The 22,848-nt window shown below is 73.1% G+C and carries 16 protein-coding genes and 1 pseudogene; 11 read left to right on the plus strand and 6 right to left on the minus strand.

Going from position 1 to position 22,848, the window contains the following annotated elements; translation table 11 throughout:
- Positions 1-9: 9 nt before the first annotated feature.
- On the minus strand, positions 10-2,073 hold the full coding sequence (locus tag RV983_RS25160) for an MFS transporter (RefSeq protein WP_475987996.1): 2,064 nt from the start codon (positions 2,071-2,073) through the stop codon (positions 10-12).
- A gap of 182 nt (positions 2,074-2,255) precedes the next feature.
- Here RV983_RS25160 and RV983_RS25165 point away from each other — a divergent pair, with 182 nt between their 5' ends.
- From RV983_RS25165 to RV983_RS25185, 5 genes are all read left to right on the plus strand, one after another.
- Positions 2,256-3,152: a peptidoglycan-binding domain-containing protein gene (locus RV983_RS25165; RefSeq protein WP_475987997.1), complete on the plus strand. Its 897-nt coding sequence runs from the start codon at positions 2,256-2,258 to the stop codon at positions 3,150-3,152.
- A 99-nt stretch (positions 3,153-3,251) separates the two neighbouring features.
- Positions 3,252-3,764, plus strand: a complete 513-nt coding sequence (locus tag RV983_RS25170) for a hypothetical protein (RefSeq protein ID WP_475990448.1) — start codon at positions 3,252-3,254, stop codon at positions 3,762-3,764.
- Positions 3,765-4,014: 250 nt separating this feature from the next.
- Complete coding sequence (locus tag RV983_RS25175) at positions 4,015-4,962, plus strand: SDR family NAD(P)-dependent oxidoreductase (protein ID WP_475987998.1); 948 nt, start codon at positions 4,015-4,017, stop codon at positions 4,960-4,962.
- A 116-nt stretch (positions 4,963-5,078) separates the two neighbouring features.
- Positions 5,079-5,738 (plus strand): HAD-IA family hydrolase, encoded by a 660-nt coding sequence (locus RV983_RS25180; RefSeq protein WP_475987999.1) that lies wholly within the window; start codon positions 5,079-5,081, stop codon positions 5,736-5,738.
- A gap of 65 nt (positions 5,739-5,803) precedes the next feature.
- Positions 5,804-6,538 (plus strand): Mut7-C RNAse domain-containing protein, encoded by a 735-nt coding sequence (locus RV983_RS25185; protein ID WP_475988000.1) that lies wholly within the window; start codon positions 5,804-5,806, stop codon positions 6,536-6,538.
- 471 nt (positions 6,539-7,009) lie between these two features.
- On the opposite strand, the gene RV983_RS25190 is transcribed toward RV983_RS25185, so the two are convergent.
- On the minus strand, positions 7,010-7,591 hold the full coding sequence (locus RV983_RS25190) for a TMEM165/GDT1 family protein (RefSeq protein WP_475988001.1): 582 nt from the start codon (positions 7,589-7,591) through the stop codon (positions 7,010-7,012).
- A gap of 555 nt (positions 7,592-8,146) precedes the next feature.
- Here RV983_RS25190 and RV983_RS25195 point away from each other — a divergent pair.
- The 4 genes and pseudogenes from RV983_RS25195 (at position 8,147) to RV983_RS25210 (ending at position 12,845) form a co-directional block, all read left to right on the plus strand.
- Positions 8,147-8,818, plus strand: a complete 672-nt coding sequence (locus RV983_RS25195; protein ID WP_475988002.1) for an HNH endonuclease family protein — start codon at positions 8,147-8,149, stop codon at positions 8,816-8,818.
- Between the two features lie 113 nt (positions 8,819-8,931).
- Positions 8,932-10,565: pseudogene (locus RV983_RS25200) on the plus strand (alkaline phosphatase D family protein).
- 21 nt (positions 10,566-10,586) lie between these two features.
- Positions 10,587-11,222, plus strand: coding sequence for a helix-turn-helix domain-containing protein (locus RV983_RS25205; protein WP_475988003.1), 636 nt, complete (start codon positions 10,587-10,589; stop codon positions 11,220-11,222).
- A 504-nt stretch (positions 11,223-11,726) separates the two neighbouring features.
- The gene (locus tag RV983_RS25210; RefSeq protein WP_475988004.1) at positions 11,727-12,845 is read left to right on the plus strand and encodes a ricin-type beta-trefoil lectin domain protein; all 1,119 of its coding nucleotides are present in this window, start codon (positions 11,727-11,729) and stop codon (positions 12,843-12,845) included.
- Between the two features lie 75 nt (positions 12,846-12,920).
- Here RV983_RS25210 and RV983_RS25215 read toward each other — a convergent pair whose 3' ends face one another.
- Positions 12,921-14,117, minus strand: a complete 1,197-nt coding sequence (locus RV983_RS25215) for an epoxide hydrolase family protein (RefSeq protein WP_475988005.1) — start codon at positions 14,115-14,117, stop codon at positions 12,921-12,923.
- A 258-nt stretch (positions 14,118-14,375) separates the two neighbouring features.
- Between RV983_RS25215 and RV983_RS25220 the strand changes: the two genes are divergently transcribed.
- On the plus strand, positions 14,376-17,180 hold the full coding sequence (locus RV983_RS25220; RefSeq protein WP_475988006.1) for a helix-turn-helix transcriptional regulator: 2,805 nt from the start codon (positions 14,376-14,378) through the stop codon (positions 17,178-17,180).
- 30 nt (positions 17,181-17,210) lie between these two features.
- Here the strand turns inward: RV983_RS25220 and RV983_RS25225 are convergent, their stop codons facing one another.
- Together RV983_RS25225 and RV983_RS25230 are read right to left on the minus strand one after the other, a co-directional pair.
- Positions 17,211-18,884, minus strand: coding sequence for a substrate-binding domain-containing protein (locus tag RV983_RS25225; RefSeq protein WP_475988007.1), 1,674 nt, complete (start codon positions 18,882-18,884; stop codon positions 17,211-17,213).
- 292 nt (positions 18,885-19,176) lie between these two features.
- On the minus strand, positions 19,177-21,282 hold the full coding sequence (locus RV983_RS25230) for a restriction endonuclease (RefSeq protein WP_475988008.1): 2,106 nt from the start codon (positions 21,280-21,282) through the stop codon (positions 19,177-19,179).
- A gap of 335 nt (positions 21,283-21,617) precedes the next feature.
- Here RV983_RS25230 and RV983_RS25235 point away from each other — a divergent pair, with 335 nt between their 5' ends.
- Positions 21,618-21,905, plus strand: a complete 288-nt coding sequence (locus tag RV983_RS25235; RefSeq protein WP_475988009.1) for a hypothetical protein — start codon at positions 21,618-21,620, stop codon at positions 21,903-21,905.
- 131 nt (positions 21,906-22,036) lie between these two features.
- On the opposite strand, the gene RV983_RS25240 is transcribed toward RV983_RS25235, so the two are convergent.
- A complete protein-coding gene (locus tag RV983_RS25240) occupies positions 22,037-22,606 on the minus strand; it encodes a GNAT family N-acetyltransferase (RefSeq protein WP_475988010.1) in 570 nt (189 codons plus the stop codon).
- Positions 22,607-22,848 lie beyond the last annotated feature (242 nt).

Below are 22,848 nucleotides of genomic sequence, written 5' to 3' on the forward strand. Positions count from 1 at the left end.
GACGCGTCGTCATGCGGCCCGGCCCGGGTCGTGCCCGGGGCGGTCCCGGTCCTGGCCGCACAGTTCGCCGGTCAGCCGGGTGAGCAGGGCCGCCAGATCGTCATGGCGTTCGGGGTCCCAGTCGCCGAGCAGGTCGGCGAGGAGCTTGCGGCGTGCCTCCGTCAGCAGCGCGGCGACCTCTTGGCCGCGTTCGGTGAGCACCAGCGGGTTCCCCTCCCGCACGGCCAGTCCACGCTCCTCGACCTCCCGGGCGGCGCGCTCGAGGGCGTCCGCCGGGACGGTCGTCTGGCGGGCCAGGTCCACGGGGTCGGCGCTGCGGGCACGGGCCAGGTAGAGCAGCAGCCAGCTGGAGGCGGGTTGCAGGTCGAGCCCGGCCAGCCGGGTGATGCGGATGTACAGGTCGCGGCCGGCCTGGCGGCCGCCGAGGACGCTCAGGCAGCGGGCGATCTCGTCGAGCGAGGAACGGCTGACGGGGTTGGTGCCGATGGTCTCGCTGGCGTCGGGCACGGTGACGGACCGCCGCAGCGGCTCCTCCTTGAGGAACCAGGCCAGGACGAACGCGACCGCGCACACCGGCACCGCCCACAGGAAGATCCCGGTGATGGCGGTGGAGTACGCGTGCAGCACCGGCCCACGCAGGGCGGCCGGGAGCGCGGCGACCCCGCGCGGATCGGCCTGCACGACCGCGGGATCGAAGCCGGGCGGCAGCCTGCGGCCGGAGAGCGCGGCGGTGATCCCGCGGGCCAGGCTGGTGGTGAAGATCGTTCCGAAGATGGAGACGCCGAACGACGCGCCGATGGAACGGAAGAAGGTCGCGCCGGAGGTGGCGGTGCCCAGGTCCTGGTAGCCGACGGCGTTCTGCACGGCGAGGATCAGCACCTGCATCACCAGGCCCAGCCCGAAGCCGAACACCAGCAGGAAGGTGCTCAGCACCCAGACCTCGGTGTACTCGTCGAGCCGGTGCAGCAGGAACAGGCCGACGATGGTGACGCCGGTCCCGGCGATCGGGAAGACCTTGTAGCGCCCGGTGCGCGAGACGATCTGGCCGGAGCCGGTGGAGGCCACCAGCATGCCGATCACCATCGGGATCATGTGCACGCCGGACCAGGTCGGCGAGTAGCCGTGGACGACCTGAAGGAACGTCGGCAGGAAGGTCAGCGCGCCGAACATGGCGAAGCCGACGACGAAGGAGATCACCGAGCAGAGCCAGAAGGTGCGGATCCGGAACAGCCGCGGCGGCAGCACCGGTTCCTCCGCCCGCCGCTCGACAGCCACGAACACCGCGACGAGCAGCACACCCAGCACGGCGAGCCCGATGATCCGCCACGAGTCCCAGGCCCAGGTGGTGCCGCCGAGCGAGGTCACGAGCACCAGGCAGGTCGCCGCGGCCGCCACCACCGCCATGCCCCAGTAGTCGATGCGGTGCGAGGTGCGGCGGACCGGGATGTGCAGCACGGCGGCGATCACGGCGAGCGCGACCAGCCCGATCGGCAGGTTGACGTAGAACACCCAGCGCCAGCTGAGGGTGTCCACGAACAGCCCGCCGAGCAGCGGCCCGAGCACACTGCTGGCGCCGAACACCGCGCCGAAGACGCCCTGGTAGCGCCCGCGTTCACGGGGCGGCACGATGTCGCCGACGATCGCCATCGACAGCGCGATCAGGCCGCCGCCGCCCAGGCCCTGCAACGCCCGGAAGGTGATCAGCTCGCCCATGCTGCGGGACAGGCCGCACAGCGCCGAGCCGATCAGGAAGATCACGATGACGGCCTGGAAGAGCTTCTTCCGGCCGTACATGTCACCGAGCTTGCCCCACAGGGGGGTCGCCGCGGTCGATGCCAGCAGGTAGGCGGTGACCACCCAGGACAGGTGGTCCAGGCCGCCGAGGTCGCTGACGATGGTCGGCAGCGCGGTGGACACGATCGTCTGGTCCAGGGCGGCCAGCAGCAGGCCGAGGGCGAGAGCGCCGATGGCCAGGCGCACCGCCCGCCTGTCGGTGATCTCGGCGGGACCGGCCGCGGCCGGTCCCCCGGGGGCTTCGGTGTCCTCAGTGTCCTCGGTGTCGTCCTGCGCCATGTCACTCCGCTCGGGCACCGGGTGCCCGGCACCGCGTACCCATTACATTTTCACAAAGATTCACACCCATTCCACATCATTCGCGCACTTTGTACGACCGGCGAAGCCCGAGGCGGCTGCGTGGGTGCGGCGGCGTGTCTGCATAATCACTGCGACTGTCAGGACGTCGGGAGGGGGCGCCGGTGGCGTCGCAGGGGCCGGGTTCTCCGGAGGACGAGCACGAGTACGAGTCGCTGCGCGTGCGGCCGTACGTTCCGGGGCCTGACCCCGACGAGCCAGGCGGGGACCCGGGGCCCCTGCCCGCGGCGCTGCGCGAAGCCGCCGAGGAGGACGTCGACTTCATCGACCTCGGCACGGTCTCGTCCTCCGACCGGCTGCCCGTGCCGCTGCCGACGGCCTCGCGTGAACTGGAGCCGTACATACCGGCAGAGGCCGCCACCGCGGCCGGTACCGCACGGCGGGCCGGCCACCGCCGCGGCGCGGGGTCACGCCGGGCAGCGGTGATCGCGGGTGCCGCGGCCGCCGCGGTCGTCCTCGCCGTCGGCGCCGTCCTCCTCACCGGGCACCTGACCCGGGTTCCGGACCGCACCGAGGCCGCCCCGGACCGCGGCGCCTCCGAACCCGCTCTCGAACTGCCGCCCAGCACGCGGCCGACCCCGGCGGCCACCTCGTCGGCGTCCGCCCCTCCGAGCGAGACGCCGTCCACCCTGGCCGCGACCAAGGGGCTGAACTCGGCCGCCGAGTACCAGCCCAGCGCCACGGCGACACCCTCCCAGCCGGACGCCCCGGCCTCCGCCTCCGTGTCCGCCTCGGCCACCGGCGGGGAGCCCGAGCCGCCCAGCAGCACGCCCCCCTCCGTCCCCGCCACGCTCCGGCCCGGCGACACCGGGCCCGCGGTCGTCGAGCTCCAGAACCGTCTCCGCCAGGCCGGCATGTACTACCGCGACGCCGACGGCGAGTACGACCAGGGCGTGAGCCACGCGGTCTCCCGCTTCCAGTACTTCCACAACGTCAAGGGCGACCCCGAGGGCGTCTACGGCCCGAACACCCGCAAGGCCCTGGAGGAGGCGACCGGCTGACCCCCCCCGCGCGCCCCGGCGCGCGGGACTGGCAGGATCTCTCCCGTGGCGATCGACGACTTCGGACTGCTGGGCTTCCAGCTCGTGCTGCTGCGCCGGATGGCCGACCACCGGCCCGAGCTGGTCGAGGAGGCGCTGCGCACGCTCGGCGTGAGCCGCACCGACATGCGGGAGGCCAACCGCCGCTGGCAGGCCTGGGGCCACGCACGCGGCTTCCCGCGCGGGGAGCGGCGCTACCGTGCCGTACTGGGCCCGCCCGAAGCGGTCGCCCAGCGCCGCGTCGGCGACCTGCTCTGCCCTGCCTCCCTGTGGCCCGTGCCGCTCTGGCCGACGCTGCGCTTCGAGGTCCTGTGCGCGCCCGGCGGCAACGCGGTGTGGAACGAGTGGCTGGTGCGCGCCCCCGGCGAGGCGGGCCCGCGGCCCGCCACGGCCGCGGAGATCGAGCCGTGGTCCTGCACGGTCGACGAACTGGCCCACGCCTTCCCGCCCGCGACGCCTCTCGAGGGCGACGCGCCGACGCGGTGGCGGCTGGCGTTCACGGATCCCCTCGACGGGGGGACGCGGATCGCCCACTTCACGTACGGACTGGTGCAGTCCGTGGACCGCGTCTAGGTTTTTCCCCGCCCTCCCGCCCGTGTGCCCTGTGAAGTCCGGGCGCCCCGGCACCCCACGAAACGCGCGCCCCGGCGCCCTGACCGCGCCGGGCGCACGGGAGGGCGGGCGGGAGAAAGTCCGGGTACCCCGGAGGGGGCCTGGCAGGACCCCGTTGCGCGGCCCCCCGGGCCGCCCCCGGTGGTTGCCTGGAGAGCGCGGCCGGGACGCGAAGGACGCCCCCCGCGCATCGTGGAAAGGCACCCCCCTCATGACTGAGACACCCCGTATCACCACGCCCTTCGACGGCCGTTCGACCGCCGCCGAGGCGATCGCCGGCATCGACCTGACCGGCCGCCGCGCCGTCGTCACGGGCGCGGCCTCCGGCATCGGGGCCGAGACCGCCCGGGCGCTGGCCGGGGCCGGCGCGGAGGTGACGCTGGCGGTCCGCGACACCGCGGCGGGCGAGCGGGCGGCGAAGGACATCCGCGCGTCGGCCGGCGACGCCCGGGTGCGTGTCGTACGGCTGGACCTCGCCGACCTCGCGTCGGTCGCGGAGTTCACCTCCGCCTGGCAGGGCCCGCTGCACCTGCTGGTCAACAACGCCGGCGTGATGATGACGCCCGAGACCCGCACGGGGTCCGGCTGGGAGCTGCAGTTCGCGACCAACCACTACGGCCACTTCGCGCTGACGACCGGGCTCCACACGGCACTCGCCGCGGCCGGCGGTGCGCGGGTGGTCGCGCTGAGTTCGGTCGCGCATCTGCGCTCCGGTGTGGACTTCGAGGACCCGCACTTCCTCCGGCAGGCGTACGACCCGTCCGTCGCGTACGCCCGCTCCAAGACGGCCAATGTGCTCTTCGCCGTCGAGGCGCAGCGGCGCTGGGCGGACGACGGCATCACCGTCAACGCCGTGCACCCCGGCGCGATCCTGGAGACGGGGCTGAGCCGCCATCTGAGCCAGGAGGCCCTGGACAACGCGGTCGCGCACGGGGGTTACACCTTCAAGAGCCGCGAACAGGGCGCGGCCACGTCCGTGCTGGTCGCGACCTGGCCGGCGCTCGACGGGATGGGCGGCCGCTACTTCGAGGACGGCAACGAGGCGCTGCCGCACCGGCCCGGCATGTCCGGCGGGGTCGCCGCGCACGCCCTCGACCCGGAGGCGGCCGCGCGGCTGTGGGAGATGTCGGCGGACGCGGTCCTGCCGGCCCTGACCTGAGGGGCCCCCTGGCGCGATACCCGTACGGTTTTGTATCGTGTAGAAACAAAGTGGTTCCGCCCGTTTCCCCTGACCGGCGGGCGGGCCACTTGTCCTGTTCTTCCGAGGGAGCCTTCATGCCGTCGTCCACCACAGTCCCCGCCCGCGCGCTGCTGCTGGACATGGACGGGACCCTGGTGAACTCCGACGCGGTCGTGGAGCGCTGCTGGCGCCGCTGGGCCGCGGAGCACGGCCTGGAGGGCGACGCCGTGATGCGGGTGGTCCACGGCCGTCAGGGCTACGCCACGATGGCCGTGCTGCTCCCGGAGCGCCCCATGGCGGAGAACCTCGCCGACAACAAGCGGCTGCTCGCCGAGGAGACCGCCGACGTCGACGGCGTCGTGCCGATCGCCGGTGCCCCCGCCTTCATGGCCGCGCTGCGGGATCTCCCGCATGCCCTGGTCACCTCGGCGGACGACGCGCTGGCCCACGCCCGCATGGGGGCGGCGGGGCTGCGGCTGCCCGACGTCATGATCACCGCCGAGCGGGTCGGCGCCAGCAAGCCGGACCCCGAGGGCTTCCTCAAGGGCGCCGCGGAGCTCGGCTTCGGCCCGGAGGACTGCGTGGTCTTCGAGGACTCCGAGGTCGGCATCGCCGCCGCCAAGGCCGCCGGCATGCGCGTGGTCGGCGTCGGCCCGCGTGCCGCCGTGCACGCGCCCACCGTGCACGTGGACTCCCTGGAGCAGGTGCGCGTCGAGACCGCCCCGGAGGGCGGCCTCGTCCTGCGCATCGGCTGACGTCCCGGAAGACGCGGCCGGAAAACCTGCGTGTGATCCGTGCGGCGCGGTGACATGCTGGCCGGGTGAGCGGGCCGGAGATCGGGATCAGTTTCGCCTCCGGGCTGCGGCTCTTCGCCGCGGCCCCACGGCGTGAAGGACGTACCAGCGTGGTCACCGACGGGGTGTCCTCGCTCGGGCATGTGGTGGAGTCGCTGGGCGTGCCCCTCACCGAGGTGGGCAGCCTGGTGGTCGACGGCCGCGAAACGCCGTTCTCGCACGTGCCGCGCGCGGGGGAGCATGTGGAGGTCTGCCCCGTCGCCCGGCCCCAGGCGGTGCCGGGCGCGCCCTTGCGCTTCCTGCTCGACGTGCATCTGGGCACCCTGGCGCGGCGGCTGCGGCTGCTCGGCGTCGACGCCGCGTACGAGAGCGAGGACATCGGGGACCCGGCGCTCGCGCGGCGGTCGGCCGCCGAGCGACGCGTGCTGCTCTCCCGGGACCGCGGGCTGCTGCGGCGGCGCGAACTGTGGGCCGGCGCGTACGTCTACAGCGACCAGCCCGAGGAGCAACTGCGCGACGTGCTCAGCCGGTTCGCCCCGGAACTGGCGCCCTGGACGCGCTGCACCGCCTGCAACGGGGAACTGGAGGACGCCGACAAGCACGCGGTCCTGGAGCATCTGGAACAGGGCACCCGGCGCACCTACGACGTCTTCGCGCGCTGCACGGCGTGCCGGCGGCTGTACTGGCGCGGCGCCCACCACGCCCGCCTGGAGGCGATCGTCGAGGACGCGCTGAGCGAGTTCGGCCGCCCGGCCGCCTGACCGCGTCGCGGCCGCGCGCGGCCGGCACCTGCTGAGCACCGCGGCCCACCCCGGCTGCACACGCACCAACCTCCAGACCGCAGGCGCGAGTCTGGGACGCCGGACGCCGGATGCCGGACACCGCACCGGCCGAACCGGTACTCCGCGCCCTCAACGCTGCGCTGCCCTCGCAGGGCGTCGAGCCCGACCGAGCCGCTGCTGTACGCGGCGACCGGCCCCGACGCGGTCGCGGGCGGCTACTACCAGGCCGGGCCGGCGCCTGGGCCTGGTCGGTCCCACGGCCCCGGCCCGCATCACCCGCCGGGCTCAGGACCCCGCGGTCAACACCCGCCTGTGGGCCGAGGCCGAGCGTCTGACCGGTGTCGCCCTCCCCGCCCCGGCCGCCGGGACCGGGGCGCGGAACCGCTCCGGGAGGTGATCCGGGGCCCGCGCCCGCGGTGCGGGCCCCGGGCCGGGGGCCCGGCGCGGGACTCAGCCGGCGAACGCCTCGTACAGGCTGAAGCCGGCCAGCAGCAGCATCACGACCGCCGCGACCTTGGTGATCAGCCGCAGGGGGATGTGCTTCATGAGCGTGCGGCCGCCCAGGATGCCGATCGCGCCGACGGCCCACAGTCCCAGCACGGCGCCGAGCCCGACAGCGACCGGGTCGTCGTAGCGGGCGGCGAGGTTGGCGGTCATGATCTGCGTGAGATCACCGAACTCGGCGACCAGGATCAGCATGAAACCGGCGCCCGAGACCTTCCAGAAGCTCTGGTCGGCCGGGGCCTTGACCTCCTCCTCGCCGTCGTCCTTCTTGAACAGCAGCACGGCCGCGCCCGCGAGGAAGAGCAGGCCCACCACTCCCTGCACCCAGCGGTGGGGGAGCAGGGTCAGCACGCTGCCGGCGGCGATGGCCAGTGCCACGTGGACCAGGAAGGCGGCGGCCACGCCGCAGAAGACGTACGAGGCCCGGTAGCGCGTGCCGAGCATCAGGCCGGCCAGCGCGGTCTTGTCGGGCAACTCGGCCAGGAAGATGACGCCGAAGGTGATGGCGGCGACGGTGAGGCTGAACAACGGACTGTTCCTCTGGGTTCGGGCCGCACCGGGAACTCCGTGAAAGGGGTCGCTTCGGCACGGCAGTGTCTGACACTGCGGCCGAAGGTCTCGCTGGCCCGGTCCGCCGTCGTGCCCTGCGGGCGACGATGACGCGTGTACCGGGCTCCGGGCGCCGGCCTGGCCGTCATCCGTTGTGCCTGAGCACATTCCACCGACTGGTGGACGGGCGACGGACGGGCAGTATGTCGACGGTCCGGCGAGGAGCTACTCCCCTTCTGCTCTCACAAGTCTACCGCTTGCCGGGCGGTGCCCTCCGGGGCGGCCCGGCGGGGGTGCGGGGCCAAGGGGCGGGTCCGGGGAGGGGGTTGGGCGCGGGGCGCGCGGGCTCCGGCCGCCGGTCGGTGTGACCGACACCACATAGGGGCGAGGGGAGCCCGCTCCCGTCACACCCCTCGACATGACGTGTCCATGTCGGCAGGCTGTTACCTGTCGCACGCCCCCACGCAACGTCGCGACACAAGGATGGCCGTCGGCTCCACCGGCCGAACACCCCCACATCCAAGGGAGTTGTCCATGTCCCGGATACGTCTCGCCCTCACGCGCCGCGATGTCTACGCGCGTCGATACGTTGGCCTGCTCGCCGCTCTCACCAGCCTCTTCGCCACCCTCGGCACCCTCAACGGCCCCGCCGCCCAGGCCGCGCTCCCCACGCCCGTCAGCGCCGCCACCGCCCGCGGCTACCTGGCCTCGCTCAAGGTCGCCACCGAGAACCGCGCCGGCTACGACCGCGACCTCTTTCCGCACTGGATCACCATCAGCGGCGCCTGCGACACCCGCGAGACCGTCCTCAAGCGCGACGGCAGCGGCGTGGTCACCAACTCCTCCTGCTCGGCCACCAGCGGCAGCTGGTACTCGGTCTACGACGGCGCCACCTGGACCGCCGCCTCCGACCTCGACATCGACCACCTCGTGCCGCTCGCCGAGGCCTGGGACTCCGGCGCCTCGGCCTGGACCACCGCCCGGCGCCAGTCCTTCGCCAACGACCTCACGCGCCCGCAGCTCATCGCCGTCACCGACAACGTGAACCAGTCCAAGGGCGACCAGGACCCGGCCACGTGGATGCCGTCGCGCACCGCTTACGCCTGCACCTACGTCCGCGCCTGGGTCCAGGTGAAGTACTACTACGGCCTGTCCGTCGACACCGCCGAGAAGAACAAGCTCACCAGCGTCCTCAGCGGCTGCTGACCCCCGCGCCCGGCCGCCGTCCCCCCACCGCCCGGCCGCCGGGACCGCGACCGGGAACTCAGGCCTTCCCTCCGACGTCGGTACCCAGTGACGACGGAGGGGAGGCCGACCGCATGGCAGAGCTGCGCCTGGGCCCGCTGCTCAGATACGTGGACGAGGACACCGCGACCGTCTGGCTGGAGGCCGACCGCCCCGCCACCGCCGAGATCCGCTGCGACGACGGCTCCGCCGGCAGCGAGCGCACCTGGCAGATCGCCGGGCACCACTACGCCATCGTCACCGTCACCGGGCTGCGCCCCGGGGGCAGCACCCCGTACCGGGTCCTGCTCGACGGCCGCGAGGTCTGGCCGCTGCCCGGGTCCTCCTATCCGCCCAGCACCATCGACACCCCCGCCGGCATGAGGACGGCGAACTCCGCGTCGCGTTCGGCTCCTGCCGCTGGGCCGCCGCGCCGCCCGACGAGCCCGACCCGATCGGACCGGACGCGCTCGACACCCTCGCCCACCACATCGCCGGGGGCACCGCGCCCCGCCCCGGGCTGCTCGTCCTGCTCGGCGACCAGATCTACGCCGACGAGACCTCCGCGGCCACCCGCGCCTGGCTCGCCCGGCGCCGCGACCTGAGCGAACCGCCCTGGGACCAGGTCGCCGACTACGAGGAGTACACCCGCCTCTACTACGAGTCCTGGCTCGACCCCGACATCCGCTGGCTGCTGTCCACCGTGCCCAGCTGCATGATTTTCGACGACCACGACGTCATCGACGACTGGAACACCTCCGACACCTGGCGCGCCGCCATGCGCGACACCGCGTGGTGGCACGAGCGCATCGTCGGCGGCCTCGCCTCGTACTGGGTCCACCAGCACCTGGGCAACCTCAGCCCCGCCGAACTCGCGGGCGACGAACTTTTCGCCGCGATACGGGCCGAGGACGACGGCACCGAGGTGCTGCGCGCCTTCGCCGCCCGCGCCGACGCCGACCCCGCGCACAACCGCTGGAGCTACCGCCGCGACCTCGGCCGCACCCGGCTGCTCATGGTCGACTCCCGTGCCGCCCGCGTCCTCGCCGAGGAACGCCGTGCCATGCTCGACCCGGGCGAACTCGACTGGCTGCGCCGGCAGACCCGTCCCGACGGCGCGTTCGACCACCTCCTCATCGGCACGTCGCTGCCCTGGCTGCTCCCGCACGCCGTGCACGACGTCGAGGTCTGGAGCTCCGCCCTCGTCCGCGGCAACCGCGGCCACCGCTGGAGCCACCGCGGCGAACGGCTGCGCCAGGCCGGTGACCTGGAGCACTGGTCCGCGTTCCCCAACTCCTTCGACGACCTGGCCGGCATGCTCACCGCCGCCGCCGACCACCCCGACGCTCCCGCCACCATCTGCGTCCTGTCCGGCGACGTCCACCACGCCTACACCGCGGAGGCCCACCGGCCCGGCACCCCGCTGCCGTCGCGGGTCCTCCAACTGACCTGCTCCCCGGTGCACAACACCATCCCCGGCTTCATGCGCGTGGCCTTCCGGCTCGCCTGGACCCGCCCCGCCCGTCTCCTCGGCCGTGTCCTCACCCGCCACGGGCGCGCCCCCGCGACCTCCCTGACGTGGCGCAAGCTCGGCGGCCCCTGGTTCGGCAACCAGTTGATGACGCTGACCCTGCGGGGACGCAGCGCGCGGCTGCGCCTGGACCAGACGCGGGGCAAGGAGCCGAAGGCGCGGCTGGAGACGGTGCTGGACACCCGGCTCACGGACTGAACGGCTGTAAGGCGAACGGCATTGCCGTTCCCGGGACGGGCGCGGTGGAATGGAGTCGCGGACCAGCCACCCGCGATCGCCGACACCCTCGCCGAGGTGGGCCCCCGGCTCAAGCGCCTGCGCACCCGGCGGGGTGTCACCCTGGCCGGACTGTCCGAGGCCACGGGCATCTCGAAGAGCACGCTGTCCCGGCTGGAGACCGGCGGTCGCCGCCCGAGCCTGGAACTGCTGCTGCCGATCGCCAGGGCACACCGTGTGCCGCTCGACGAGCTGGTCGGCGCCCCCGCGCCGGACGACCCCCGTGTGCGCCTGACCCCGCGCCGGGTCAACGGCAGAACCGTCGTCCCCCTGACCGGCCGACCCGGTGCCCTGCAGGCCTGGAAGGTGATCATCCCCGCCTCCCAGGACGAGCCGGACCCGCGGGTGCACGAGGGGTACGAGTGGCTTTACGCGCTGGCGGGGCGGCTGCGCCTCGTCCTGGCCGACCACGACGTGGTCCTCGGCGCCGGCGAGGGGGCCGAGTTCGACACCCGCCGGCCGCACTGGTTCGGCAGCGCCGGCGATCACCCCGTCGAGATCCTCAGCCTCTTCGGCCGCCAGGGCGAGCGGATGCACGTCCGCGCCGCCCCGCGCCGCCCCGGGCCAGGCGGCGGCTGAACCCGCCTTCCGATCCCGGCGGTCCGTTACGTCCGCTGCCGTGCGCCCCGTTGACGGAGGCCGGCGCCAGGACGGTGTGACACGTGGGCCGTTCCCCTCCACACCGTGGTATCGGGTACGGGGACCGGCGCCGCCCCGGTCTTCGCCTCCCGGCGCGCTCTTGATCCTGCATCACGCCTGTTCGCCGGGGAGATGAGACTACAGTGGCCCGGTCGTGGGACGGAGTTCAGTGGTCGAACACCCTCCCACACCGTGTCAGCGAGCGCCGAGTGCTAGGGTCCCTGTGGCGCTCCCCGAGGCGCCGTATTCCAAGGCACAAGGCGCAGCACGGGCTGGCGTCCCTCGCCGTATCCGCGTCCCCCGGGCAGGAGGGGTCCTCGAACGCCGCCCGGCCGTCCGCGGCCGGCCAGTTCGCCGGCGCGGGGTGGCCGGGACGGATGAGGCGGTGGATCCCCGTCCGTGCGGCCGGCTTCTTCTCGCCACTTCTGATCCTGGAAGGACGCAATGACGGCTTCTCCCAACGACGGGACGGCGGCGGCCGACGAGACCCGGGCGACGCGGTCCGCAGGCTCCACGCCGCTGCCCCGCCGGACGCAGAGGACGACCGCTATCGCCCGGGCAGCCGCCAGTACGAGTGCGACGCCCGCGGACTGGCCGGACGGCCGGACCGCGACGGAGCGCTCCCGGCGGGCCGCGGAGATCCCCGAGGAGCCAAAGGATCCCTCGGGGGAGTCCGGGTCCACGTTCGCCGACGGGTTCGCGGCGGGGCTCGCGTTCGCGCCGCGCCCGGCCGGCGATGAGGCCGGTGACGCCGCTGACGCGGGACCGGCCCGGCAGGCGGGCCCGGCCGCGGCCGGGGACACCGTGGCGCGCGGCGGCCGTCGCGCGCGGTCGCGCAGGAGCGTCCTCATCGGCGTGGTCCTGACCGTGGGCGTCCTCGCCTGCGTCCCGTTCGCCGTGCGCGCCGTGCAGGAGGACAGCCGGGGCGCGGAGTCCGTCGCCATCACCGACGTCGCCTCGGGCGAACAGGCCCCCGGGGAGGCCACGGCCCCCGCGGGTCCGACCGCCCCGGTGTCGCCCTCCGCCACGAACAGCCCGCGGCACTCGCCGGGGGACAGCGCGAACGCCCAGGACAGCGGCGGCGTCACCCCGTCCCCGGACCCGACCATCCAGAAGGCGGGAGGCGCCGGCGGGCTCGGCGGCACCGCGCACCAGCCGACGTCGACCGCCTCGCCGTCCGACACCGTGCCGGACGGGGCCATCCTCAACCCCGCCTCCGGCCGCTGCGTCGACAACAGCACACCGAACAACTCGCCGCTCCAGCTGTGGGACTGCACGGGGAGCGCCCAGCAGACCTGGAAGGTCATGCCCGACACGAGCATCCGGTCCGTGGGCCGGTGCCTGGACGTCGTGGGCGGCTCACGGGACGACGGGGCGGGGATCCAGCTCGCCGACTGCAACGGCACCGGCGCCCAGCAGTTCCGGTTCGACTCCGCGCATCGGCTGGTCAATCTGCAGGCCGACAAGTGCGTCGCCCTCCAGGACACCCCGGGCGTCAACGGCACCAGGCTGCACCTGTGGACCTGCAATGGCACCGCCGGCCAGAGGTGGACCGCCAACTGACCGTCGGCACGCACGCCGAGCACGCCGGGCCCCGCCACGACACTGTGGCGGGGCCGGTGTGGCGGGGCCGGTCGCTTACCGCAGCGATCGCAGGCCGGTGCGGACCTCGTTCACGAAGAGCTCCGGCTGCTCCCAGGCGGCGAAGTGTCCGCCCTTGGGGAGCCGGTTGTAGTGGACGAGGTTGGGGTAGGCCTGCTCGGCCCAGCTCTTGGGCGCCTGGTAGAGCTCGTCGGGGAAGACGCTCACGGCGACCGGGAGCTTGACGCCCTTCACGCCGAAGAACGGTGACGTGTTCTCCGCGTAGAGACGGGCCGCGGAGACCGCGGTGTTCGTCAGCCAGAACAGCGTGATGTTGTCCAGCACGTCGTCCCGGGACAGTCCCTCGGTCACTCCGTCGAAGGCCCGGGTGATCATCGCCAGGCTGGCGGCGTCGTGGTCGAGCATGAAGGCGGCCAGACCGACGGGGGAATCCGCCAGCGCGGTCAGCGACTGCGGGCGTGAGCCCATTATGTAGGCGTAGTAGACGTGCCGGTACACGAAGTCCAGTTGCCCGACGGCCGCCTTCTCCTCGTCGTTGGCGAGAACGACGTCCGCCGGCAGCGGGTTGCCGGCGATGATCGCGGCCTCGATGGCCGGCGGGATCACCTTGGGCATGTTGGTGTGGATACCGACCAGGCCCTCGGGCTCCTGCACGCCCATGAGGTCCGTGACGACCGCGCCCCAGTCGCCGCCCTGCGCGGCGTACTTGGTGTAGCCCAGGCGCTTCATCAGCTCACCCCAGGCGCTCGCGATGCGCTCAGGACCCCAGCCCTTCGCGGTCGGCTTGCCCGAGAAGCCGTAGCCGGGCATCGACGGGATCACCACATGGAAGGCGTCCGACGCGTCCCCGCCGTGCGCGGTGGGGTTCGTCAGCGGATCGATGATCTTCAGCTGCTCGATGATCGAGCCGGGCCACCCGTGCGTGACGATCAGCGGCAGGGCGTTCTCGTGCCGGGAGCGGATGTGGAGGAAGTGGACGTCCAGCCCGTCGATCTCGGTGATGAAATGCGGCACGGCCTTCAGCTTCGCCTCGACCTTGCGCCAGTCGTAATCGGAGGCCCAGTAGCGTGCGAGCTCCTGAATCGTCGAGAGCTGCGTGCCCTGCGACTGATCTGCGACGGTTTCCCTCTCGGGCCAGCGCGTCGCCACGATCCGCGCGCGCAGGTCCTCGAGTGCCGCGTCGGGGAACTCGAACGTGAACGGGCGGATCGCCGTCTCGGGGGTCACAGGCATGTGTTTCTCCTTGTAGTCGTCGGCGGCTCGATGCCGCCGACCTGTCCACGATGGAGCGGGCCGGTGCGTGTCGCCCCAGGGGAAACCCCGGGGTCTGCCCCGGGGCCGGATCCCCGGGAGCAGGAGGGCCCCCGGCCCCGACAGCGGACGAATTGCACAAGGGGAATAAAATGTGCGTATCGGGCGAGCCTGCACGGGTCCGCCCGGCCGGCCGCATCGGCCGTACCAGGCACCAGGAGCGGATCAGGAAGTCGATCCATGGCCGCACCCGTCATCGATACGCAGGTCGCACTGCACGGCCGGGGCCCGGAGCTGGCCGCACTGGAGCGAGCGCTGACCACGGCAGGGGCGGGTAGCAGCGCCGTCCTGGTGCTGCGCGGCGAGGCGGGGATCGGCAAGACCGCCTTGCTGGACCATGCCGCGCGGCGGGCCGCCGGGTTCCGTACCGTCGGGGTGGCAGGCGTCGAGTCGGAGATGGAGCTCCCGTTCGCGAGCCTCCACCAGTTCTGCGCCCCCGTGCTGGACCGGCTTCGCGAGCTGCCCGGACCGCAGCGGGACGCCTTGTCCGTGGCGCTCGGTCTGCGGGAGGGCGAGGGGGAGCGGAAGGGGGCGGCGCCGCACCGGTTCCTGGTGGGCCTGGCCGTACTCGACCTCCTGGCCCGGGCCGCCGAGGACCGGCCGCTGCTCTGCCTCGTCGACGACGCGCAGTGGCTGGACGACGCGTCCAGGCAGGCCCTGGCATTCGTCGCCAGGCGGCTGAAGGCCGAATCGATCGCCCTGGTCTTCGCCGTGCGGGAGCCCGACGGCGACCGCGCCCTGGCCGGTCTGCCGGAGCAGTTCGTCGGGGGTCTCAGCGAGCGCGAGGCACGGGCCCTGCTCGCCTCGGTCGTGAACGTGCCGCTGGACCCGCTGGTACGGGACCGGATCGTCGCCGAGGCGCACGGCAACCCCATGGCCCTGCTGCAATGGCCCAGCGCACTCGCTCCCGCCGAGCTGGCGGGCGGATTCTGGCTTCCCGATTGGCGACCCGTGGCGAGTTGCATCGAGAGCGCCCTCCACCAGCGGGTCCGTTCCCTGCCGCAGGACAGCCGGAGGCTTCTGCTGACCGCTGCGGCGGAGCCGACCGGCGACGTGGGCCTGCTGTGGCGCGCGGCCGCTCTGCAGGGGATACCGGCGGACGCCGCCGCCCCCGCCGAGACCGCGGGACTGGTGGTGTTGGGCGCCAGGGTGCGGTTCCACCACCCCCTGGTGCGTTCGGCCGTCTACCGGAAGGCGCCCGTGCCCGATCGCCGGGCGGTGCACCGGGCCCTGGCCGAGGCCACCGATCCGCTTCTCGATCCCGATCGCAGGGCGTGGCACCGCGCGTACGCGGCCGCCCGGCCCGAAGAGAGCGTCGCCGTCGACCTGGAGCGCTCGGCGGACCGCGCCCAGGGGAGGGGCGGAGCCGCCGCGGCCGCCTCGTTCCTCCGGCGGGCGGCGGAGCTGACTCCGGATCCCGCCCGCCGTGGCGCCCGCGCGCTTGTCGCCGCCCAGGCCGCCATCGACGCCGGCGGTGCCGACCAGGCCCACGACCTGCTGGCGGTCACGGAGGCGTGTCCGCTCGACGACCTGCAGCGCGCCCGGCTGGAGCGGCTGCGGGCCCGGCTGGTTTTCTCGCAGGTACGGGGCGGCGACGCACCCGGGCTGCTGCTCGCCGCCGCAGAACGGCTCGCGCCGCTCGACACCGCCCTGGCTCGTGACACCTTGCTGGAGGCGTTCGGTGCGGCCATGTTCGCGGGCCGGCTGAGCGCGGGACCCGGGCTGCGCGAGGTGGCCGAGGCGGCCCGCGCGGTACCGCCGCCGTCGTCCCCGCCGCGGGTGGTCGACGTCCTCCTGGACAGCATGGCCGGCCTGATCATGGAGGGGCGCACCGCCGACGCCGAGGCTGTCCGCCGTACGCTGCACGCCGTTCGGCAGGAGCAGGGGGCCGGCGCCGCGGATCCGGACAGACGCTGGTTGTGGCTGGCGTGCCGGGTGACACCGGAGCCCCTCGCGCCGGAACTGTGGGACGACGACGCGTGGCAGGAGCTGGCCACCGGGACCGTGGGCATCGCCCGCGAGGCGGGGGCGCTCGCCGTCCTCCCGATGGCGCTGACGTACCAGGCGTGCTTCCACGTGTTCACCGGCGAGTTCGACACCGCGGCGGCCCTGATCGACGAGGCGACGACGATCTCGGAGGCGGTGGGTGGCGTGCCCATGATGTACACCTCACTGCTGCTCGCCGCCTGGCGCGGCCACGAGTCCCCGGCACGGGACCTCATCCGGGTCACCGCGGAAGAGGTGGCCGCCCGCGGCGAGGGACGCGCGCTCAGCCTGACCGAGTACGCCACCGCGGTTCTCGACAACGGCCTCGGCCACTACGAGGCCGCCCTCGCCGCGGCGACGCACGTCTGCCGGTACGAGGACCCGGGATTCTTCGGGTGGGCCCTGTTCGAACTGATCGAGGCCGCCGCCCGCAGCGGGCGACCGGAGGCCGCCGCGTCGGCGCTGGACAAGCTCTCGCAACGCACCCGTGCCGGCGGCACCGAGTGGGCGCTCGGCGTGGAGGCCTGCTCACGCGCGCTGCTGAGCGACGACCGGGCCGCCGACGCGCTCTACCGGGAGGCGACCGAGCGCCTCGCGCACTGCCGGATCGCCGTCCATCTGGCCCGCGCCCGTCTGTTGTACGGCGAATGGCTGCGCCGCCAGAACCGCCGCCAGGAGGGCCGCACCCAACTGCGCTCCGCGCACGAGACGTTCAGCCGGATCGGTGCTCAGAGCTTTGCCGAACGCGCCCGCCGGGAGCTTCTGGCGACAGGGGAGACCGTACGGAAGCGGGCCGTCGGCACCGCCACCGAACTCACCAGCCAGGAGTCCCAGGTCGCCGGGCTGGCCAGGGACGGACACACCAACAGCGAGATCGCCGCCCAGTTGTTCATCAGCCCGCGCACCGTGGAATGGCACCTCGGCAACGTGTTCGCCAAGCTCGGAGTCAGCTCTCGCAGACAACTCCGCTCGGTGCTCTCCCGTCCTGATCCCTCCTAGGACGCGCGCGGACGGTGCTGCGGACGGGCGTCAGATGACGGTCAGGGTGAGGACCGCGGTGTAGGTGCCGGGCGGGGTGGAGGTGGGTGCGTCGAGGTCGAGTCCGGCGCCGACGTCCGTGGTGCCGGGGCCGGTGCCGGTGGCCAGCGTCCGGATGTCCTTGAGTCCGGTGCCGTCGCCGGGGGTGATGGGGGTGCCCGGTGTGACGGTCCGGGTGCTGCCGCGGTGGACGACGGTGGGGGCCCAGGTGAGGTGGCTCGCGTCGATGGTGTTGCCGGCCGGGTCCGTGAAGTCGCCGGCCTGGGCGGTGGCGGTCCAGCCGATGTTGCCGGGGCGGGTGTCGGTGACGGTGACCGGGGTCATCTGCCCGGAGGTGTGCAGGTACTCGCCCGACGGGTCGAGCACCGGAGTCGGCAACTCCACGTGCGGACTGCCCGCGACGGAGATCACCAGCGCACCGGGCTCCAGCGTCGTCGTGACCGTCGCCATCCGCCTGCCCGGCGTACCGCTGTCGCACGGCGGGCCGCCCACCCGGTCGCACGCCCGCGGCTGGGGAGCGTTCTGGAGTTCCCCGGCGGACGCGGCGACGCAGTCCGACGTGTCGACCTCGCTGAGCGAGGCACCCGGAATGCGGTGCACCGCACCGAGACCGGCCCCCACCAGATGGGGCGGCAGGGGAGCGCTGTCCAGGCCCCCTGCCCCGCCCCGGTGGTACAGGGCATAGGAGGCGAAGGAGCCGAGCGTCTGTCCCTTCGCGGTGGTGAATCCGGCGGCCGTCGTCGTCGGGACGATCAGGTGACCGACGAGCGGAAGCGGGTAGGTCCGCGGGTCAGGGGAGGTGTACGCGGCGGTGACGTCGACGAGGCCGGAGGGGCCGACCGGGGCCGTGGAGAGCCCGATCGCCACGGCGCCGCCGTCGGGCTTCGTGTAGTAGCCCGAGGTGTTCAGCAGACTGGCCAGGGGAATCCCCGCCGCCGGCGCGTAGCCCGACTCGACGTAGGTGATGGCACCGTCGGGGCCGCTGTTGCCGACGTAGCCGGTCACGCCGAATGAGCCGGCCACGGATGCGTCCCCCGGCACCGTCGGGAAGGTCGCGGTCGTGCCGCATCCCGGGCCCCGCCCGGCCGCCGAGCAGTAGGCACCCCACACCGCCGGTTGTGCGGCCGACAGCCACTGGGTCAGTCCGGCCGTGGTGGCGTTGTTGTCGGCTCGGACGACCGGGATGATCGCGGTGTCCGGCAACCTGGTTCTCGGGTTGTCCGCCTGGATCCTCGGATCGTTCCACCGGGTGATGGTCCGGGTGAAGATCCCCGCCACGGTCGCGCCGGAGAGCCGCAGATCGGTGACGCGCCTGTGGTTGACCGTCACCTTGTAGGCAAGGCCGATACCGCCCGCCACGACGGGAACATAGGCGAACGGCCTGGTGGGCGGCGGATCGGTGAATCCGTCCTCGTCCAGTCCGTACGGCAGCTCCGAGGCGGCGAAGTCCACGCTGCCGGAGCGGAACTGGCTCCGTCCGTCGATGGAACCGGTCCCGCTGTAGCGGACCGTGCCGTAGCCGTACCTCTGGACCGAGGCCCCCCACTGTTCGATCGGGTTCCGCGCCCACGTCGAACCGGCACCGGAGATCGGTGCGCCGGTGTCCGCCTGGGCGGGCGAGGCGCCGTTGAGCGCGACGACGAACACCGCGGTCGCCGTGGCCACCGTGCCCCTCAGCCCGTGCCGAACCCATGTCCGCGAGGAACTGCTCGGTGCTGCCGCCCGGTTCGACCGTGCCATCGTCCGCCCTCTTCGTTCCGGAGCACGGTCCCCGTGCCCACGCGAAATCCGGGACCGCCTCCCCAGGACCCCGGCCGCATCCGCGCAAGGATGTGCGTCGCGGGGCAACCGGGGGCGAAGGGAAAGTGAAGGACGAACGAACGCGCCGGCGCCGGGCCTCAATTGACTTGCCATCACCTGTCGGGGGCCGGTGCGGGCCCTGCGGACACCACCGCGGCTAGGCCACCTCGATGCCGTACTCCTGGACCAGGGCCTCCAGGCCACCGGTGTAGCCCTTGCCGCCGATGACGAAGTCCCAGTCGCCGGCGGCGCGGCGCCGGAACGAGCCGAGGACCAGCGCGGTCTCCCCGGGGCGTCCGTCGGACACCTCCAGGCGGTCGAGTTCGGCTCCCGAGGAGTCCAGGAGCCGGATGCCCGCATCGGTGAAACCGGACAGGTCCGCCTGGGGGTTGACGACGGGATCCACCGCCGCGACCAGGACGAGCCGGTCCGCCGGCTCCGGCAGCGCGTCGAAGGCGACACGGATCGCCGCCTTGTCGGGGGCGGCGTCGACGGCCGAGCGGACCGATCCCTCCGGGGTCCGGGGGTTGTTGTAGAAGACGAAGTGGTCGTCGCTCAGCACCCGGGATCCCCGGCAGACGAGCGCGCAGATGTCCAGGGCGACACCGCCCGACCACGACATGCCCAACACGTTGTGCTCGACGGGCTGTTCCACGGCCGGCACCGCGGGCGCCGGATCCGGCGCCGGCTGCGGGGCCGACCCGCCGTCGCCCAGCCTGCCGCGGAGCCCGTGGCGGTGCAGCAGATCGACCAGTTCGCTTCCGGACACCAGCTCCAGCGGCTTGCCGTTCGCGAACGTACGGGAACCCGGGCCGAACCCGGAGGTGGTCACGAGCACGCCCTTGTTGGCGCCGGCGTCCTGCACGGTGCCGTACAGATCACGGACGGCGGTCGGCGGCACCGTGTTCCGGTAGCGCTTCACCTGTACGACGATCTTCCCTCCCCGTATGGGGGTGGGGTCGTCGGCCTCGACGTCGACACCGCCGTCGTTCGAGCGCTGTGTCGTCACCGCGCGCATCCCCATGGCCCGGAACAGGTCCGCGACCAGCGACTCGAAGGCGATCGGATCCATGGTGTACAGGTCCGGCTCGTCGTCCCCTCCGTGCGTGACGACGTTCCCGCCGACATCGCCGGGCAGCCGGCCCGGCCTGACCGCGGCGCGCTGGTCGGGACGCGCGGAGAGCTGCCCGCGGAGGCCGTCCACGAGGCAGTCCACCGCGTTCACCTGCTCCAGGTTCAGCGCGGTGAAGGCCGGGCGCGCGGCCATCACGGTCGCCAGGACGATCTCGGCGCGCCGGCCGGTCGCCGGATCGTGGTCGTCCACGAAGCCGTTCAGCGCCACCGATTCGAGGGCCCCGAACTCATCGGCCGCGAAGAGGTCGCGCAGCACCAGCAGCACGCACTGCGCCAGCACGTCGCGGTACAGCGCCCGCCGCTGGGCGACCGGGCGGCCCGTCTCCTTGTCCTGGTCGGCGGACGGCACGTAGCGCACCGACTTCGCCTCCGGGACGATGTCGTACTTCGGCAGTTCCCAGTTCACCACCAGCTGCCGCCCGGACGGGTCGTAGGCGGCGGTCAGCTGCCGCGGCATCGACTCGGGCCACGCCGAGGACGCGTACAGCGCCGCGGAGAAGAAATCCACGACCGCTTCGGGATTCGCGTTGCGCAGTGCCGTGGTCATCTCCGCCATCGCGGCGTTGTGACGGCGTATCTCCGCCAGTCGGGCGCCCGCCCACTGGTCGTACTGCTGCCGGTACGCGCCCAGTTGCCGCTGCCGTTCGGCTTCGGCGGCCTGGGCGGCGTGCCAGTCGCGCTCGAACCGTGCCCGCGCCTCGTCCTGCGCCTGGGCGCGCCGATGCGCCCCCAGACCCCAACCGCCCTGCGCCTGGTACTGGTTCGGGTCCGGCATCGGGAGGGGAAGGGCCAGCTGACCGGGGGCGAACGCCTCGACCTGCTCCGGCCGGGTGAGCGAGGCCGAACGGAATGCCGGGGCCCGGCAGCCTGCGGCCAGCAGCGCCCCCAGGGACGCCACCTGCGCGTCCAGTTCCTCGGTACGCCGGCGTGCGTCCGCCTCCCGATGCCGCCGGTACGCGGCCTGCTGTTCGCGATGACCACGCGCCATGTCGCGCTCGTAGGCGCGCTGCTGCCGCTCCGCATCCCTCTCACGCTGCACCTGCGAGCGCAGCTGCGCCTGCCGCTGCCGCTGCTGCTGGCGCTGCGCCTCGGCCCAGATCCCGGCCAACCCGCTGGAACGACGATTCATGGCGGTAAAGGTCCTCCCCCGGGACATCGTTGTCCCACACACAACCGTTCGCCGGCTCCCCACCAGCAATAACCGGACACCCTAGTCGGTATCCGGCCTCACTCCCACGGGCTTGGCACTCGCTTTGACCTGTCCTCGCGGCTGTCTTTCCCCGCGTCTTCCCGGCTGCCCCGGTCCGGGCGCGCCACGCGTCCCGTGGCGGCCCGCGCACGGGGCGGCCCATCCGCCCGGTAAGGCCGTCTGTCGTCAAGCTGCCGCTCGGGCCCCGGCCTCCGGGGGCGACATATGCCCATGGCAAACTGCCGGCCCTCGAAGAGTAGGGGAGGGGTCTTCACATGCAGCGGGTCAAAGGTGCCGCACCGGATCTCGGCAAGCCGGATCCTTGGGCCAGGTTCCGTGGGCTCACATGGTGGCAGTGGGTGCTGTCGGTGCTGCCGCTGGGTCTGTTCATCGGCGGAGCCCTGGGCGCGGGCATCGCCTGCCTCGGCGTCGCCGCGAACACCACCATCGCCAGGAAGCGCTTCCCGGCACCGCTCAAGGCGCTCGCCATGACCGGTGTCGTCCTGGCCGCCTGCCTCGTCTGGCTCCTGGCCGCCGGAGCGATCAACGCCCTGGTGAGCTGAGGCCGCGCACCCAGCAGGCCACTCCGGCGATGCGGGTACCCGCAGCACCGGTTTTGCGAGCAGGTTGACGAGCAACGGCAAGTGCAGCCCACAGGAGGGCGGTTGGCGCCCACCGGCCGGAGAGCGCCGGGTCAGTTCCGGCCTCGACGTCCGCCGTGCTGGGCGTCCGCCGTCATCCGCCAGATGACATCGACCCCCACTTCGCCGGGAGCGGAAGGCCCTTCGGGCACGTGGATGCGCTCGACCTCGGTGAAACCCAGGCGGAGGGCGACGGCTCCACTGGCCCGGTTCGCCGCATCGTGATGGATCTCGATGCGGTCGATGTCCGCCAGCCGGAAGCCCTCGTGGACAAGAGCTGCCGCGGCCGCCGTGGCGAGCCCTTGCCCCGTCCAACGAGGGTGGATCCAGTAGCCGATGTCCAGGCCGCCCGCACCGATGCGGCGATGGAGCCCACAACTGCCGATCACCGCGGCACCCGAGATGATCGCATAGCCGAAGGCTTGCCCGTGCTCCCACTCGTCGTGGGTCCGGGTCAGGAATTCGGCGGTCTGCCGTCTGCCGTGGTCGGCCGCCCAGGGCATCCACGGCACGAGGTGGTCCAGGGATTCCTCGGTCGCCTGGTGCAGGGCGTCGAGATCGGTGTCGTGCCACCGGCGCAGTTCGACCTGGTCGGCACGGAGAATTTCGGCAGGCTCTTCCATGTGCGGATGATCTCGTGGCCCGGCTGAGGCCTACAACGCATTATCGGCGGACAGCCGACAGCCGATGGAGGTGGCCGCGGGCGTCGCTGACATCCCTCCACGGCACAGCGGTCCCCCAGTGCTCGACAACCCAGGTGCCGCCGATCACGCCCCGTCACCATCCGGTTTGCGGCTCGCCCAGCACCTCGCTGCCGATGTGCGCGGCGAGCTTCCGGGCCCGGGCCAGGTCCCCGAGCCTGTCC

The sequence above is a fragment of the Streptomyces sp. RLA123 genome (assembly GCF_056270165.1).

Bases quoted from the DNA above. Each gene is read 5' to 3' on its own strand.
- RV983_RS25220 (WP_475988006.1), top strand. From the start codon at position 14,376: ATGGCCGCACCCGTCATCGATACGCAGGTCGCACTGCACGGCCGGGGC.
- RV983_RS25215 (WP_475988005.1), bottom strand. From the start codon at position 14,117: ATGCCTGTGACCCCCGAGACGGCGATCCGCCCGTTCACGTTCGAGTTC.
- RV983_RS25230 (WP_475988008.1), bottom strand. From the start codon at position 21,282: ATGAATCGTCGTTCCAGCGGGTTGGCCGGGATCTGGGCCGAGGCGCAG.
- RV983_RS25235 (WP_475988009.1), top strand. From the start codon at position 21,618: ATGCAGCGGGTCAAAGGTGCCGCACCGGATCTCGGCAAGCCGGATCCT.
- RV983_RS25175 (WP_475987998.1), top strand. From the start codon at position 4,015: ATGACTGAGACACCCCGTATCACCACGCCCTTCGACGGCCGTTCGACC.
- RV983_RS25210 (WP_475988004.1), top strand. From the start codon at position 11,727: ATGACGGCTTCTCCCAACGACGGGACGGCGGCGGCCGACGAGACCCGG.
- RV983_RS25240 (WP_475988010.1), bottom strand. From the start codon at position 22,606: ATGGAAGAGCCTGCCGAAATTCTCCGTGCCGACCAGGTCGAACTGCGC.
- RV983_RS25170 (WP_475990448.1), top strand. From the start codon at position 3,252: ATGGCCGACCACCGGCCCGAGCTGGTCGAGGAGGCGCTGCGCACGCTC.
- RV983_RS25195 (WP_475988002.1), top strand. From the start codon at position 8,147: ATGTCCCGGATACGTCTCGCCCTCACGCGCCGCGATGTCTACGCGCGT.
- RV983_RS25180 (WP_475987999.1), top strand. From the start codon at position 5,079: ATGCCGTCGTCCACCACAGTCCCCGCCCGCGCGCTGCTGCTGGACATG.
- RV983_RS25160 (WP_475987996.1), bottom strand. From the start codon at position 2,073: ATGGCGCAGGACGACACCGAGGACACTGAGGACACCGAAGCCCCCGGG.